13 protein-coding genes and 3 pseudogenes are annotated in these 14,186 nt (G+C 61.4%); 6 read left to right on the top strand and 10 right to left on the bottom strand.

Annotation, left to right across the window (positions count from 1 at the left end):
• Positions 1-7 precede the first annotated feature (7 nt).
• Positions 8-826: a pyrroline-5-carboxylate reductase gene (gene proC / locus LJU32_02705; protein WKV89370.1), complete on the bottom strand. Its 819-nt coding sequence runs from the start codon at positions 824-826 to the stop codon at positions 8-10.
• Between the two features lie 23 nt (positions 827-849).
• Positions 850-1,536 (bottom strand): YggS family pyridoxal phosphate-dependent enzyme, encoded by a 687-nt coding sequence (locus LJU32_02700; GenBank protein ID WKV89369.1) that lies wholly within the window; start codon positions 1,534-1,536, stop codon positions 850-852.
• A 56-nt stretch (positions 1,537-1,592) separates the two neighbouring features.
• Here LJU32_02700 and LJU32_02695 point away from each other — a divergent pair, with 56 nt between their 5' ends.
• A complete protein-coding gene (locus tag LJU32_02695; GenBank protein WKV89368.1) occupies positions 1,593-2,627 on the top strand; it encodes a type IV pilus twitching motility protein PilT in 1,035 nt (344 codons plus the stop codon).
• 151 nt (positions 2,628-2,778) lie between these two features.
• Here the strand turns inward: LJU32_02695 and LJU32_02690 are convergent, their stop codons facing one another.
• Positions 2,779-3,396 (bottom strand): C40 family peptidase, encoded by a 618-nt coding sequence (locus LJU32_02690; protein WKV89367.1) that lies wholly within the window; start codon positions 3,394-3,396, stop codon positions 2,779-2,781.
• Positions 3,397-3,643: 247 nt separating this feature from the next.
• Here LJU32_02690 and LJU32_02685 point away from each other — a divergent pair, with 247 nt between their 5' ends.
• Positions 3,644-4,078, top strand: coding sequence for a TM2 domain-containing protein (locus tag LJU32_02685; protein ID WKV89366.1), 435 nt, complete (start codon positions 3,644-3,646; stop codon positions 4,076-4,078).
• A 151-nt stretch (positions 4,079-4,229) separates the two neighbouring features.
• Here the strand turns inward: LJU32_02685 and LJU32_02680 are convergent, their stop codons facing one another.
• From LJU32_02680 to gshB, 7 genes and pseudogenes are all read right to left on the bottom strand, one after another.
• A complete protein-coding gene (locus LJU32_02680; GenBank protein WKV89365.1) occupies positions 4,230-5,501 on the bottom strand; it encodes a dihydroorotase in 1,272 nt (423 codons plus the stop codon).
• Positions 5,498-6,502, bottom strand: coding sequence for an aspartate carbamoyltransferase catalytic subunit (locus LJU32_02675; protein WKV89364.1), 1,005 nt, complete (start codon positions 6,500-6,502; stop codon positions 5,498-5,500). Before LJU32_02675 ends, LJU32_02680 begins: the two co-directional genes overlap by 4 nt.
• A gap of 27 nt (positions 6,503-6,529) precedes the next feature.
• Entirely contained in the window at positions 6,530-7,036 is a 507-nt protein-coding gene (pyrR, locus tag LJU32_02670; GenBank protein ID WKV89363.1) for a bifunctional pyr operon transcriptional regulator/uracil phosphoribosyltransferase PyrR, read from the bottom strand.
• An 81-nt stretch (positions 7,037-7,117) separates the two neighbouring features.
• Positions 7,118-7,555, bottom strand: coding sequence for a Holliday junction resolvase RuvX (gene ruvX, locus LJU32_02665; GenBank protein WKV89362.1), 438 nt, complete (start codon positions 7,553-7,555; stop codon positions 7,118-7,120).
• On the bottom strand, positions 7,555-8,127 hold the full coding sequence (locus LJU32_02660) for a YqgE/AlgH family protein (GenBank protein WKV89361.1): 573 nt from the start codon (positions 8,125-8,127) through the stop codon (positions 7,555-7,557). Before LJU32_02660 ends, ruvX begins: the two co-directional genes overlap by 1 nt.
• A 168-nt stretch (positions 8,128-8,295) precedes the next feature.
• Positions 8,296-9,194, bottom strand: a pseudogene (locus tag LJU32_02655) (energy transducer TonB).
• A 153-nt stretch (positions 9,195-9,347) separates the two neighbouring features.
• A pseudogene (gene gshB / locus LJU32_02650) lies at positions 9,348-10,318 on the bottom strand (glutathione synthase).
• Positions 10,319-10,543: 225 nt separating this feature from the next.
• Here gshB and pilG point away from each other — a divergent pair.
• The 4 genes and pseudogenes from pilG to LJU32_02630 all read left to right on the top strand — a co-directional run bounded on the left by pilG (position 10,544) and on the right by LJU32_02630 (position 14,178).
• On the top strand, positions 10,544-10,948 hold the full coding sequence (gene pilG / locus LJU32_02645) for a twitching motility response regulator PilG (GenBank protein ID WKV89360.1): 405 nt from the start codon (positions 10,544-10,546) through the stop codon (positions 10,946-10,948).
• A gap of 60 nt (positions 10,949-11,008) precedes the next feature.
• Positions 11,009-11,374, top strand: a complete 366-nt coding sequence (gene pilH / locus LJU32_02640) for a twitching motility response regulator PilH (GenBank protein WKV89359.1) — start codon at positions 11,009-11,011, stop codon at positions 11,372-11,374.
• Positions 11,375-11,384: 10 nt separating this feature from the next.
• Positions 11,385-11,923, top strand: a pseudogene (locus LJU32_02635) (chemotaxis protein CheW).
• 206 nt (positions 11,924-12,129) lie between these two features.
• The gene (locus LJU32_02630) at positions 12,130-14,178 is read left to right on the top strand and encodes a methyl-accepting chemotaxis protein (GenBank protein ID WKV89358.1); all 2,049 of its coding nucleotides are present in this window, start codon (positions 12,130-12,132) and stop codon (positions 14,176-14,178) included.
• Positions 14,179-14,186: the final 8 nt, after the last annotated feature.

Here is a 14,186-nt window from a genome sequence, read left to right as displayed (position 1 = left end):
AGGCTCCTTATTTGCCCAGTTGTTCGGCCATTTCGGCCGAGCGGTGCGCGGCGGCGCCGAGTGCGGTTTCAACCAGCGCTTGGAAGCCGCCAGCCTGGAATGATTTGATCGCAGCTTCCGTGGTGCCATTCGGCGAGGTCACGCGGCGGCGCAGTTCGGCCGCGTCGACATCGCTGGACACCGCCATGTGCGCGGCGCCCAAGGCAGTCTGCACGGTCAGTTGCTCAGCGATTGCTTTCGGCAGGCCCAGTTTGACGCCAGCGGCGGTCATGGCTTCGATCAGCAGGAAGAAGTACGCCGGACCGGAGCCGGACACTGCGGTGACTGCGTCCAGTTGCTGTTCTTCGTCCAGCCACAGGGCGATGCCGACGGCGGACAGCAGCTCTTCGGCTTGCTGACGCTGCTGGGCGGTGACTTCACTGGTCGCGTACAGACCGCTGACACCCTGACGCAGCAGCGCCGGAGTATTGGGCATGCAGCGCACGATCGGCTGCTCGCCGAGCCATGCGGTCATGCTCGCGCAGGTGATGCCAGCGGCAATCGACACCACCAGTTGATTGGGCTGCAGGCTTGGGCGAATCGCCTCGCACACGGCTTTCATCGCCTGTGGCTTGACCGCCAGGACGATGACATCGACGCCGTCGATGGCCTGGGCGTTGTCAGCGAAGGTTTCGATGCCGTGTTCGGCGCTGACCTTGGCACGGGTTTCTTCGCCCGGATCGCTGGCGCGGATCTGCGCCGCTTCCAGACCCTTGGCGCGCAAGCCGCCAATCAGACTGGCCGCCATGTTGCCCGCACCGATAAACGCAATACGTGTGTTGCTCATGTGTGGTCCTTATCTGGAAACGTTCAAGACTGGGAATGATCTCGGGCGCCAAACAGCGCGGTACCGATCCGCACCCAGGTGGCTCCTTGGGCGATGGCCGACTCGAGGTCGTGGCTCATGCCCATCGACAGTGTGTCGAGCGGCAGATCGAGGCTCGCCTGCAATGCCTGCACGGCGGCGAAGGCAGCGTCCTGTTCGGCGCGCTCCTCGGTCGGCTCGGGAATCGCCATCAGTCCGCGCAGCTTCAAGCGTGGCAACGCGCTGATGGCCGCGGCCAGCGCTGGCAGATCGGCCGGAGTGCAACCGGATTTGCTCGCCTCGCCGCTGACATTGACCTGAATGCAGATGTTCAGTGGCGGCAGTTCGGGCGGGCGTTGTTCGGACAGGCGTTGGGCAATTTTCAGACGATCCACGGAGTGCACCCAGTCGAAATGCTCGGCAATCGCGCGAGTCTTGTTCGATTGAATGGGGCCGATGAAGTGCCAGATCAAGGGCAGGTCGGCCAGCTCCAGCTGTTTGCCCAAGGCTTCCTGCAAGTAGTTCTCGCCGAAGTCGCGCAGGCCGGCGGCGTAGGCTTCGCGCAGGGCCTGGGCGGGTTTGGTCTTGCTCACGGCGAGCAAATGGATGCTGTTTTCGTCGCGGTGCGCGGCTTTGGCCGCTGCCTGGATGCGCGAACTAACCTGAAGGATGTTGTCTGCTATCGTGGACATCAAGAGGCGCCGGCGGTCTGTAGGTTCGCGGCATTCTACTGGAATTGAGGGACGCTATGGATATCACTGAATTGCTGGCCTTCAGCGCCAAACAGGGCGCTTCCGACCTGCACCTGTCGGCCGGCCTGCCGCCGATGATCCGCGTCGATGGCGACGTGCGACGGATCAATCTGCCGGCGCTGGACCACAAGCAAGTGCACGATCTGATCTACGACATCATGAACGACACCCAGCGCATCGAATTCGAGAAAAATCTGGAAACGGATTTTTCCTTCGATGTACCCGGCGTGGCGCGCTTTCGCGTCAACGCCTTTAACCAGAACCGTGGTGCCGGCGCTGTGTTCCGTACCATTCCGTCGAAAGTGCTGAGCATGGAAGACCTCGCCATGGGCGATGTTTTCCGCAAGATCACCGATGCGCCGCGCGGGCTGGTGCTGGTCACCGGGCCGACCGGCTCCGGCAAATCGACCACGCTGGCGGCAATGATCGATTACCTCAACACTCATCGCCATCACCATATCCTCACCATTGAAGACCCCATCGAGTTCGTTCACGAATCGCGCAAATGCCTGATCAATCAGCGCGAAGTCCATCGTGATACCCGCAGCTTCGCCACCGCACTGCGTTCGGCGCTGCGTGAAGATCCGGACGTGATTCTGGTTGGCGAGATGCGTGATCTGGAAACCATCCGCCTGGCGCTGACCGCCGCCGAGACCGGGCATCTGGTGTTCGGCACGCTGCACACGACCTCGGCGGCGAAGACCATTGATCGCGTGGTCGACGTGTTTCCCGGAGACGAGAAGTCGATGGTGCGTTCGATGCTCTCGGAGTCGTTGCTGGCAGTGGTGTCGCAGACATTGATCAAGAAGATCGGCGGCGGGCGGGTGGCGGCGCATGAAATCATGCTCGGGACGTCGGCGATCCGTAACCTCATTCGCGAGGACAAGGTGGCGCAGATGTATTCGGCGATTCAGACCGGTGGGTCGTTGGGGATGCAGACACTCGATATGTGCCTGAAGGATCTGGTGACCAAGGGCTTGATCAGCCGCGAGCATGCGCGAGAGAAGGCGCGCACCCCGGATAATTTCTGAAAGAGGTTTTCGGTGCTCTCACCGGCCTTTCGCGAGCAAGCTCGCTCCCACATGTAATTGCATTCCTTCAGCTGGAATGCTTTCACCTGTGGGAGCGAGCTTGCTCGCGAAGAGGGCAGTACTGCTTGAGCAGATTTCCGGATCAGTCAGCTCAGCGCTGGACTACGCGCAGCTGCTGTTGCTCTTTCGGCAATACGCGCTTGGCCACGACGTAGTGCTTTTCCCAGTACGGCTTGTTCAGCGTGTCGATGCTCACCGCTTTGCCACGACGCGGTGCGTGGATGAAGCGGTCGTTGCCCAGGTAGATGGCAACATGGTTGACCCGGCGGCTCTTGATGTTGAAGAAAATCAGATCGCCCGGCTTCAGATCCTTGCGCTCGACTTTCTCGCCGTGACCGCTGGCCATGGCGTTGGAGGTGCGTGGCAGGTCGAACGTAGCGTCGTTGAACGCATATTTCACCAGACCGCTGCAATCGAAGCCTTTACTTGGGCTGCTGCCGCCCCAACGATAAGGTGTACCGAGGACGTTTACCGCACGGCTCAGCACATTGCTGCTTTCCTTGCTCGCCATCGGTGGCACCAGCTTGCTGCGGCTCTTGCTGCTCAGCGTGGTGGTCTTGGACTTGCTGCTTTTGCTCGATGGAGCCGAAGCATGGGATTTCGGGGTGAAGCCGTTGACGTTGGGAAGACGTTGCTCACGATTGGTGGCGTGGGCGGCCAGTGGCATTAATAGGCAAATAGTCAGCCATGTCTTGAAAAATGGTCGCATTAGGCGTGGCTCGTAAGTGATAGCGCGCAACTTTATAACAGCTTTTTTGACGTTCCGAGGCCGTTCATCGATTCATGCCGCCGGCTACGGAACCAAAAACGCTCAAAAAGTACGCAATTGTCCGACAGAAGTCAGGTTCTACAAGGGTTTCGCGCTAGCAACGGTAACATTTGCCATACGTCGGCCACCTGTAAAAAAGTCACAAAGAAATGAAGAATATTTATCTATCGAGTTCAATGAGGTCTTAATGAACAGCTATCAGCTACCCCGCGTGAAGGAAAAAGACACTCACAGCAAAGTTATCGGCTACCTGCTGTGGATTTTCGGATTCACTGGCGCGCACCGCTTTTATTACGGCAAGCCGGTGACCGGGACGATCTGGTTCTTCACCTTCGGTTTGCTGGGGATTGGCTGGCTGATCGACGTATTCCTGATCCCGGCGATGGATCGCGAAGCCGACCTGCGCTTTGCCGCCGGGCCGATCGAGTACAACGTCGCATGGATCCTGCTGACCTTCCTCGGTGTGTTCGGTGTGCACCGCATGTATCAGGGCAAGTGGATCAGCGGTTTGCTGTATTTGCTGACGGGTGGGTTGTTCTTTATTGGCGTGCTGTATGACTTCTGGACCCTGAACGACCAGGTGTCGGTGCGCAACGCGCAAAATCGCGGCGCCTTCCAGTAAGTTGTGGCGAGGGATTTATCCCCGTTGGGCCGCGAAGCGGTCCTGAATCCGAGAACGCGGTGGATTTGTTCCACCGCGTGCAATGGCTTCGCGACTGCTACGCAGCCGAGCGGGGATAAATCCCCTCGCCACAATCTCCCTCAGCAGCAAGTCATGCCTGGTGAGTAATCCGCCCATCCACCAGCGTATAGCGCACCACACCCGGCAGACTGTGGCCGATGAACGGGCAGTTCTCGCCCTTCGACAGCCAGTGCTCACCGGCCACCGTCGATGCTTTCGGGTCGAACAGCACGATATCCGCCGCGCCGCCTACCGCCAGTTTGCCCGCCGGCAGACGCAGCGCTTCGGCCGGGCCTGCGCTCAGACGCGCCAGCAGCGTCGGCAAGTCGAGCAAACCATCCTCAACCAGCGTCATCGCCAGCGGCAGCAGCAACTCAACACTGCTGATGCCCGGCTCGGTGGCGCCGAACGGGGCCAGTTTGGCGTCGCGCTCGTGGGGCTGGTGATGGCTGGAGATGGCCGAGACCACCCCGGATTTCACCGCCTCACGCAGGCCATCGCGGTCGGCGCGGGTGCGCAGCGGCGGTTGCACGTGATAGAGGCTGTTAAAGTCGATCAGCGCTTCATCAGTCAGAATCAACTGGTACAGCGCCACATCGGCAGTGACTTTCAGACCACGGGCCTGCGCCTGAGCAATCAGGGCAACACCGCGCGCACTGGTCAACTGGCTGAAATGCGCACGCACGCCGGTCTGCTCGACCAGCAGCAGATCGCGAGCCAGCGCCACGGTTTCGGCGGTTTCCGGGATGCCCGGCAGGCCAAGGAAACTGGCGACCGCGCCTTCGTGGGCGAGACCGCCCTCGGCCAGATCGTGATCCTGCGAGTTGAAGATCACCGTCAGGTCGAAAGTCGCCGCGTATTCCAGCGCCCGGCACAGGGTGCGGCTGTTGCGGAAGCTTTCCAGGCCGTTGCCGAACGCCACGCAACCAGCGTCGCGCAGGGCCACCAGTTCGGCCAGTTGCTCACCATCGAGACCTTTGCTCAGTGCGCCGATCGGGAACACCTTGGCGTTGCCGGCTTCGCGGGCGCGGTCGAGGATCAGCTCAGCCACGGCCGAGGTGTCGAGCACCGGTTTGGTCTTCGGCGGGCAGCACAGGCTGGTCACGCCACCGGCAGCGGCGGCGCGGGTTTCGCTGACGATCGAGCCTTTGCGGCTGTAACCCGGCTCGCGCAGGGCAACGTTGAGGTCTACCAGGCCAGGCGCGGCCACCAGGCCATGCGCGTCGATGGTTTCTACTGCGCTGAAACCGGCCGGCGCGGCGCCGAGGGCGACGATCTTGCAGGCTTCAACGTGGATGTCGGTGATTTGATCCAGGCCGCTGCTGGGATCGATGACGCGTGCGCCGAGAATGCTGAGCTTCACTGGGCGTTCTCCTGCTCGAATTGACGTTGCGCAGTCTGCCCGCTCATGGCCATGGACAGCACGGCCATACGAATCGCGATGCCGTAGGTCACTTGATTGAGGATCACCGAGTGCGGGCCGTCGGCCACCGCCGACTCGATCTCCACGCCACGGTTGATCGGCCCCGGGTGCATCACGATGCAATCGGGTTTGGCCCCGGCCAGACGCGCGGTGGTCAGGCCGAACAGGCGATAGAACTCGCCTTCGCTGGGCAGCAGGCCGCCGGTCATGCGCTCGCGCTGCAGGCGCAGCATGATCACCACGTCGACGTCTTTCAGGCCTTCAGCCATGTCGGTATAGACCTTGACGCCGTATTGCTCGATGCCGATCGGCAGCAGGGTTTTCGGCGCGATCACGCGGATGTCCGGGCAGCCGAGGGTTTTCAGCGCGAGCATGTTCGAGCGTGCCACCCGCGAATGCAGGATGTCGCCGACGATCGCCACCGAGAGGTTTTCGAAACCGCCCTTGTGCCGACGGATGGTGAGCATGTCGAGCATGCCCTGGGTCGGGTGCGCATGCCGGCCGTCACCACCGTTGATGATCGCCACCTGCGGGCAGACATGCTCGGCGATGAAATGCGCCGCGCCCGAGTCGCCGTGGCGCACGACGAACATGTCGGCGGCCATCGCCTCAAGGTTGCGCAGGGTATCGAGCAACGTTTCGCCCTTGCTCGCCGACGATGTCGACACGTTCAGGGTGATCACGTCCGCCGACAGCCGTTGGGCCGCCAGTTCAAACGTGGTGCGGGTGCGCGTGGAGTTCTCGAAGAACACGTTGCACACGGTCTTGCCGCGCAGCAACGGGACTTTCTTCACCGCCCGGGCGCCGACTTCAAGAAACGAGTCGGCAGTGTCGAGGATTTCCGTCAGCAACTCGCGGCGCAAACCGTCGAGCGAGAGGAAGTGGCGCAGCTGGCCCTGATCATTGAGCTGCAGCGGGCGCTTGGTATCTAGAGGCGTCATCGCGAGGGGGACTCTCAATAGGGCGGATTAAAGGGTGACGTCTTGCAGTTCGAGCGTCAGCGGCTCGGGGCCGGACAACTTGACCCGCTGGCTGCCGGCCAGGGTCAGGGTGGCGCCGACCACGTTCGGGCGGATCGGCAACTCGCCGGCGTCCAGGTCCAGCAGGCAGACCAGCGTCACGCTGGCCGGGCGGCCGTAATCGAACAGTTCATTCATGGCGGCGCGGATGGTCCGACCGCTCATCAGCACGTCGTCGATCAGCACCAGATGCTGGCCTTCGATCTCGAAGGGCAGGGCGGAAGGGCGCACTTGCGGGTGCAGGCCGTTCTGGCTGAAGTCATCGCGATAGAAGGACACGTCCAGCGTACCCAGTGGCGCATCGCTGGCCAGCTCCTTGAGCAGCGCCTGCGCGACCCAGATGCCGCCGGTGCGGATGCCGATGTAACGCGGTTCGCTGATGTCACGCTGGGCAAGGTGCGCCTTGAGGCGGGTCGCCATCTGGCTGATCAGATCGGCGGGATTGGGCAGGCTCATGGTTGCTCCTTCGTGATTCCGCGCTGCGTCCTGCCGGACGAAGCTCGGTTTATAACCAAAAGAAAAGCGCCGAAGCGCTTGTCAGGATTCAAACAATGCAGTGTTTTCATCGAGCCAGCCCTGCAGCAGCAGGGCGGCGGCGATGGCGTCCACCGGGTTGTCGCGGTAACTGCCTTTCTGCCCGCCACGCACCAGTCGCTCGCCCTTGGCTTCGAAGGTGGTCAGGCGTTCGTCGTGGGTATAGAAGGGCAGGTTGTAGCGGCCGTTGAGGCGGCGGGCGAATTTCTCCGCGCGTACGCACATCTCGCTGGGCGTGCCGTCCATGTTCAGCGGCAGGCCGACCACCACGGCGTCGGGTTTCCATTCTTTTATCAGCGCTTCGACCTGATCCCAGTTCGGCACGCCGTTCTGCGCTTTGAGGGTGCACAGTTCGCGGGCCTGGCCGGTAATCACCTGGCCGACCGCGACGCCGATCTGTTTGGTGCCGTAGTCGAAGCCGAGAATCAGGCGCAGGGCCATCAGGCGTGACCCGCCTGGCTGGTGAGCAGATTGAGGTCGATGCCCAAATGCCGCGCTGCCGCTTCCAGGCGCAATTCGCTGCGGGTATTGAACAGGATGTCGGCGTTGAACGGGCAGGTCAGCCAGGCGTTGTCGGCCAGTTCGGCTTCCAGCTGCCCGGCCTCCCAGCCGGCGTAACCCAGGGTGATCAGGCTCTGCGCGGGGCCGACGCCGTCGGCGATGGCGAACAGCACGTCCTGCGACGTCGACAGGGCGAGGTCGCCGTCGAGCTGCGCGGTGGCCTGGAAGGTCTGGCCCGCCGGGTGCAGGACGAAACCGCGATCGGTCTGCACCGGCCCGCCGATGAAGATCGGCACATCCTGGCAGCGCGCGGGCGGCTCGATGTCCGGGCGCAACTGTTCGAGGATGTCGGCCAGGTTCAAGTCTTGCGGCCTGTTGACCACCAGCCCCATCGCGCCATTGGCCGTGTGCTCGACGATGTAGGTCAAGGTGTGGGCAAAGTTCGGGTCGGCCATGTGTGGCATGGCGATCAGGAAGTGATGCTTGAGGTAGCTGGGGCTGACGTTTTTCATGAGCGCTAGTGTGGCGTTCGAGGGGCGAACTGACAAGCTGGAGATGCTGACAACACAATTCCGATGTGGGAGCGAGCCTGCTCGCGAATGCGGTGGATCAGTCACATTAATATTGAATGACACACCGCATTCGCGAGCAGGCTCGCTCCCACAGGGTTTGCAGGGTCTTTAATTGCTGGAGAGCTTGTCGCCCCGAGCAAATTTCCAGGTGCGGATGATTTCCAGGCGGTCGATGTCCGACAGATCGCCGGTAAACGGTGCAAAAGGTGCGGCCAGGCGGACGATGCGCTGCGCCGCCTGATCGAGCAGCGGCTGGCCGGAGGATTCCAGCACCAGCACTTCATACAGCGAGCCGTCGCGATTGATCGAGACCATCAGGCGCAAATTGCCGTAGATCTGCTTGCGTCGTGCTTCTTCGGGGTAGTTGAGGTTGCCGATGCGCTCGACCTTCTTGCGCCAGTCGTCCTTGTACCAGGCGCCCTTGTCTCGCATGGTCGAAGCCGCGCTCAAGCGATGGATGCGCGGGCGTTTGGCGTACAGCTGTTGTTCCTTGGCCAGTTCCGCTTCGAGGCTGGCGATGTCGCTGGACAGCTGCGAGCTGTCGAACGCCGGCGCGTCGACAGTCGGCTTGACCTCGGTTTTGCTTTCTTCTTTCTTGGTCGGCGCTTTCTTTGGTTTCGGCGCGACGGTGGTCACCGCTGCTTTCGGTGCGGCTTCCTGCACCTCTGGCTTGGCCGCGGGCGGCGGGGTGACCTTTTGACCTGATTGTCCTGGAACGGCGCGACTTCGGTGGTCTTGGGCAGGGCTTTCTTGTCCAGCGTGCCGCTGCCTTCCTGGTTTTCCTGAGCGAGAAAATCTGCCTTTTCCGGCTTCTTCTCGGCCTTGAAGGTGGCCAGGGTGATTTCCAGGGTTTTGCTGATCTGCTGCGGCTCGACCATGGTGAAACCGACGCCGAGCAGCAGCGCCAGGTGAATCAGCGCCGCGAGAAACAGGGTAAAACCGAGGCGATCGGCCGGGCGCACGCCACGATGGGCGAGTTCAGCGGGCAGATCGGACGGGAGGGTCATGACAGAAAAACCAACATCGCGTTTTCATGGGCCCGGCATGATAACGCAATGTTGGTTTTTAGCTGCAAGCGACGAGCTTCAAGCGACAAGCTGCATAGAGGCAGTTGCAAGTTTCGAGCTCCAAGCTGCAAGTCAGAAGCTTGTCGCTCGGCTTCAAGCTTGCGGCTTGGAGCTTGCAGCTTGCAGCTTCTTCTCAATAGCATCCATGAGCATGCCGCCGATGTCAGTGCCGAACGCATTGTCGATTTCGCGGATGCAGGTCGGGCTGGTGACGTTGATTTCGGTCAGGTGCTCGCCGATCACGTCGAGGCCGACGAACAGCAGGCCTTTCTCGCGCAGGGTCGGTCCGACCTGGGCGGCGATCCAGCGATCCTTTTCGGTCAGCGGACGTGCTTCGCCACGGCCACCGGCGGCGAGGTTGCCACGGGTTTCGCCCATGGCCGGGATCCGCGCCAGGCAGTAATCCACCGGCTCGCCATCGATCATCAGGATGCGCTTGTCGCCATCGACGATCGCCGGCAGGTAGCCCTGAATCATGATTTGCTGCTTGCCGTGCAGAGTCAGGGTTTCGAGGATCACCGAGAGGTTCGGATGGCCGGCGGTGTGGCGGAAGATCGACGAACCGCCCATGCCGTCCAGCGGCTTGAGGATCACGTCACCGTGATGGTCGGCGAACTGACGCAATACGTCCGGGCGGCGGCTGACGATGGTCGGCGGCGTGCACTGCGGAAACAGCGTGGCGAACAGCTTTTCATTGCAGTCGCGCAGGCTCTGCGGCTTGTTCACCACCAGCACGCCAGCGGCTTCGGCCTGTTCCAGTAGATAAGTGGAATAGACGAATTCCATGTCGAACGGCGGATCCTTGCGCATCAGGATCACGTCCAGGTCGCTCAGCAGTTTGTCCTGCTCGGCGTCCAGTTCGAACCATTTGTCCGGGTTGGCGAAGACTTTCAGCGGGCTCATCCGCGCCCGCGCCTGGCCCTCGGCCTGATACAGGTCTTTCTGTTCCATGTAGAACAGTTCCCAGCCACGCTTTTGCGCGGCCAGCAGCATGGCCAGCGAGCTATCCTTTTATAGGAGATGCTGGCGATAGGGTCCATGACAATTCCGACGCGAACGCTCATTGGGTTTTCCTCGAAATTTGGCTACCGGATCGGTATTGAAAAAGTGCCGCCAGAGTGGCGCCGGGCGGGTTTCGGGTCAAGGAAAAACCCGTCGATAGATTGCATCTGGAGACTGTGCTAAAAAGGCTGGCAGATCGCGCCGACCCTTGGCTATCAAGGGTTTCAGGCCATTATTCACAGCAAAACGGACAATTTGATTCGCAAAGGCGACGGTAGAACCCTCTTATGGAACAGCAGTCCAGCGCCTTGAAGGTCATGGTGATCGACGACTCGAAAACGATTCGCCGCACCGCCGAAACATTGTTGAAGAACGTCGGTTGCGAAGTGATCACTGCCATCGACGGTTTCGATGCGCTGGCGAAGATCGCCGACCACCATCCCGGGATCATCTTTGTCGACATCATGATGCCGCGTCTGGATGGTTATCAGACCTGCGCTTTAATCAAGAACAACAGTGCGTTCAAGGCCACGCCGGTGATCATGCTGTCATCGCGTGACGGGCTGTTCGACAAGGCCAAGGGGCGGATTGTCGGCTCTGATCAATTTCTGACCAAGCCGTTCAGCAAAGAAGAACTGCTCAACGCGATCCAGGCCCATGTTCCGGGCTTCGCCGCCGTTTTGCCGCAGTAACACACGCACAGTGACGCTCGGCCAGCGGGCCGGCAGTCGACCAGAAAAATGGGGAAGACCATGGCACGTATCCTGATCGTCGATGATTCGCCGACTGAAATGTACAAACTCACCGGCATGCTCGAAAAGCACGGCCATGAAGTGCTCAAGGCCGAGAACGGCGCCGACGGCGTGGCCCTGGCCCGTCAGGAAAAACCCGACGCCGTGCTGATGGACATCGTCATGCCCGGCCTCAATGGTTTTCAGGCGACCCGCCAGTTGACCAAGGATGCCGACACCGCGCACATCCCGGTGATCATCATCACCACCAAGGATCAGGAAACCGACAAGGTCTGGGGCACCCGTCAGGGCGCCAAGGATTACCTGACCAAACCGGTCGACGAAGACACCCTGATCAAGACCCTGAACAACGTCCTCAAAGGCTGATCGCGCGATCATGAGCGAATCGCTGACTGCGTTCGAACTGCTCTGGCAGATCGACCAGCGCTGCCGCTTGCTGGCGGCGGACCTGCCGTCGCAAGCGGCGCGCCCGGATCGCTGGAGCGGCATTGGCTTTCGCCTCGGCGAGCATTGGTATGTGGCGCCGATGGGTGAAGTCAGCGAAGTTTTGCATGAGCCGCGCTTCACCCAGTTGCCCGGGGTCAAGCCGTGGGTCAAGGGGTGGCTAACCTTCGCGGGCGGCTGCTGCCGATCATGGACCTGTGCGGGTTTTTCGGCCATGAGCTGTCGCCGCTGCGTAAACAGCGCCGGGTATTGGTGGTGGAACATGAAGACGTGTTCGCCGGGGTGATGGTCGACGAGGTGATCGGATTGCAGCATTTCGAACAGGGCAGTTTCGAACCACTGTCGATCAGCAAGCGCCAGGGCTCCAAGGCCGAATTCGTCAAAGGCTATTTCCGCCGCGAACAGAACTGGCGGGTGTTCAGCCTGTTTGCGTTGGCCAAATCCCCGGTGTTCATGGGTGTGGCTCTATAGCACGAACAACAGAACCCATGTGGACGCGGGCCATGTGGCGAGGGGATTTATCTCCGTTGGGTCGCGCAGCGGCCCAAAAACTGCAATGCCTGACACCGTCAGCGCATGCGATTTTTTACGACTGCTTCGCAGCCGAACGGGGATAAATCCCTCGCCACAAGGCTCGCTCCCACCAGGGCCATGGCAGGTTTCATAGGCGAGGACCGATGACAAAAGCAAAAACAGGCAAGTCGGCAGAAGCATCGCGCAGCCGTGCGCAGATCATCGTGCTGTTTATCGCACTGATCGTGTTCATCATGCTGCTGTTCGCCAACTTCGCTTACCTCAACACCCAGGCGAACTACGACAAGCAGTACATCGGCCACGCCGGTGAGCTACGCGTGCTCTCGCAACGCATTGCCAAGAACGCCACCGAAGCGGCGGCGGGCAAGGCGGCGGCGTTCAAACTGCTCAGCGATGCGCGCAACGATTTCGCCCAGCGCTGGGGTTACCTGAAAAAGGGTGACCCGAACACCGGCCTGCCGCCGGCACCCGTCGCCGTGCGCCCGGAAATGCGTGCGGTGCAGATGGACTGGGAACGCCTGCTGAAAAACACCGATGCGATCCTCACCAGCGAACAGACCGTGCTGTCGCTGCATCAAGTCGCCGCGACACTCGCAGAAACCGTGCCGCAATTGCAGATCGAATACGAGAAAGTCGTGGAAATCCTCCTGCAGCGCGGCGCCCCGGCGGCGCAGGTGGCGATGGCGCAACGGCAATCGCTGTTGGCTGAACGCATTCTTGGCGCAGTCAACACCGTGCTCGCCGGTGACGAAAACTCGCAGCAGGCCGCCGACGCCTTTGGCCGCGATGCCGCGCGTTTCGGTCTGGTGCTCAACGGCATGTTGCAGGGCAACCCGGCGCTGAAAATCAGCCAGGTCGAAGACCGCGACGCCCGTGCGCGCTTGAGCGAAATCTCCGAGCTGTTCCAGTTCGTTTCCGGCTCGGTGGACGAAATCCTCGAAACCTCGCCAGAGCTGTTCAAGGTGCGCGAATCGGCGAGCAACATCTTCACCCTGTCGCAAACCCTGCTCGACGAAGCCTCGCACCTTGCTACAGGTTTCGAACATCTGGCCGGCGGGCGCAACACCGACACCATTGGCGGCTATGTGCTGGGCTTGCTGGCGCTGGCCTCGATCATCCTCATCGGTCTGGTCATGGTCCGCGAAACCAATCGCCAATTGCGCGAGACCGCCGAGAAGAACGAGCGCAACCAGAACGCGATCATGCGCCTGCTCGACGAAATCGAAGACCTCGCCGATGGCGACCTCACCGTGACCGCCTCGGTGACTGAAGACTTCACCGGCACCATCGCCGACTCGATCAACTATTCCGTCGACCAATTGCGCGATCTGGTGGCGACCATCAACCTCACCGCCGGCCAGGTTGCCGCTGCTGTGCAGGAAACCCAGGCCACCGCCATGCATCTGGCCCAGGCCTCGGAGCAACAGGCGCAGCAGATTTCCGAAGCCTCGACGGCGATCAGCGACATGGCCGAATCCATCGATCAAGTCTCGGCCAACGCTGCCGAATCGTCGGCGGTGGCCGAACGCTCGGTGGAAATCGCCAACAAAGGCAACGAGGTGGTGCACAACACCATCCACGGCATGGACAACATCCGCGAACAGATTCAGGACACCGCCAAGCGCATCAAGCGCCTCGGCGAGTCGTCCCAGGAAATCGGCGACATCGTCAGCCTGATCGACGACATCGCCGACCAGACCAACATCCTCGCCCTCAACGCGGCGATCCAGGCATCGATGGCCGGGGATGCCGGACGCGGGTTTGCCGTGGTTGCCGACGAAGTGCAACGGCTGGCCGAACGTTCGTCCGCCGCGACCCGGCAGATCGAAACCCTGGTGCGGGCGATTCAGGCCGACACCAACGAAGCGGTGATTTCCATGGAGCAGACCACCACCGAAGTGGTGCGCGGCGCGCGACTGGCGCAGGATGCCGGTGTGGCCCTGGAAGAAATCGAAGGCGTGTCCAAGACCCTCGCGGCGCTGATCCAGAGCATTTCCAACGCGGCGCAACAGCAGACGTCTTCGGCCGGGCAGATCTCGCTGACGATGAACGTGATCCAGCAGATCACCTCGCAGACCTCGTCGGGGTCCACGGCCACCGCCGAGAGCATCGGCAACCTGGCGAAAATGGCCAGTCAGTTGCGCCGTTCGGTGTCCGGTTTCACCTTGCCGGCGGCGACAGATAAAGCGTGAGTGGAGTG

The sequence above is a fragment of the Pseudomonas sp. B21_DOA genome, assembly GCA_030544685.1.
GTDB lineage: Bacteria > Pseudomonadota > Gammaproteobacteria > Pseudomonadales > Pseudomonadaceae > Aquipseudomonas > Aquipseudomonas fluorescens_AO.
The sequence above is the reverse complement of the archived record's forward strand: the minus strand, read 5'-3'. Positions and strand labels throughout refer to the sequence as shown.

Coding starts and splice junctions, on each gene's coding strand:
- LJU32_02685 (WKV89366.1), top strand. CDS start 3,644: ATGAACAGCTATCAGCTACCCCGCGTGAAGGAAAAAGACACTCACAGC.
- LJU32_02700 (WKV89369.1), bottom strand. CDS start 1,536: ATGTCCACGATAGCAGACAACATCCTTCAGGTTAGTTCGCGCATCCAG.
- LJU32_02675 (WKV89364.1), bottom strand. CDS start 6,502: ATGACGCCTCTAGATACCAAGCGCCCGCTGCAGCTCAATGATCAGGGC.
- proC (WKV89370.1), bottom strand. CDS start 826: ATGAGCAACACACGTATTGCGTTTATCGGTGCGGGCAACATGGCGGCC.
- pyrR (WKV89363.1), bottom strand. CDS start 7,036: ATGAGCCTGCCCAATCCCGCCGATCTGATCAGCCAGATGGCGACCCGC.
- pilG (WKV89360.1), top strand. CDS start 10,544: ATGGAACAGCAGTCCAGCGCCTTGAAGGTCATGGTGATCGACGACTCG.
- pilH (WKV89359.1), top strand. CDS start 11,009: ATGGCACGTATCCTGATCGTCGATGATTCGCCGACTGAAATGTACAAA.
- LJU32_02695 (WKV89368.1), top strand. CDS start 1,593: ATGGATATCACTGAATTGCTGGCCTTCAGCGCCAAACAGGGCGCTTCC.
- LJU32_02630 (WKV89358.1), top strand. CDS start 12,130: ATGACAAAAGCAAAAACAGGCAAGTCGGCAGAAGCATCGCGCAGCCGT.
- ruvX (WKV89362.1), bottom strand. CDS start 7,555: ATGGCCCTGCGCCTGATTCTCGGCTTCGACTACGGCACCAAACAGATC.
- LJU32_02690 (WKV89367.1), bottom strand. CDS start 3,396: ATGCGACCATTTTTCAAGACATGGCTGACTATTTGCCTATTAATGCCA.
- LJU32_02660 (WKV89361.1), bottom strand. CDS start 8,127: ATGAAAAACGTCAGCCCCAGCTACCTCAAGCATCACTTCCTGATCGCC.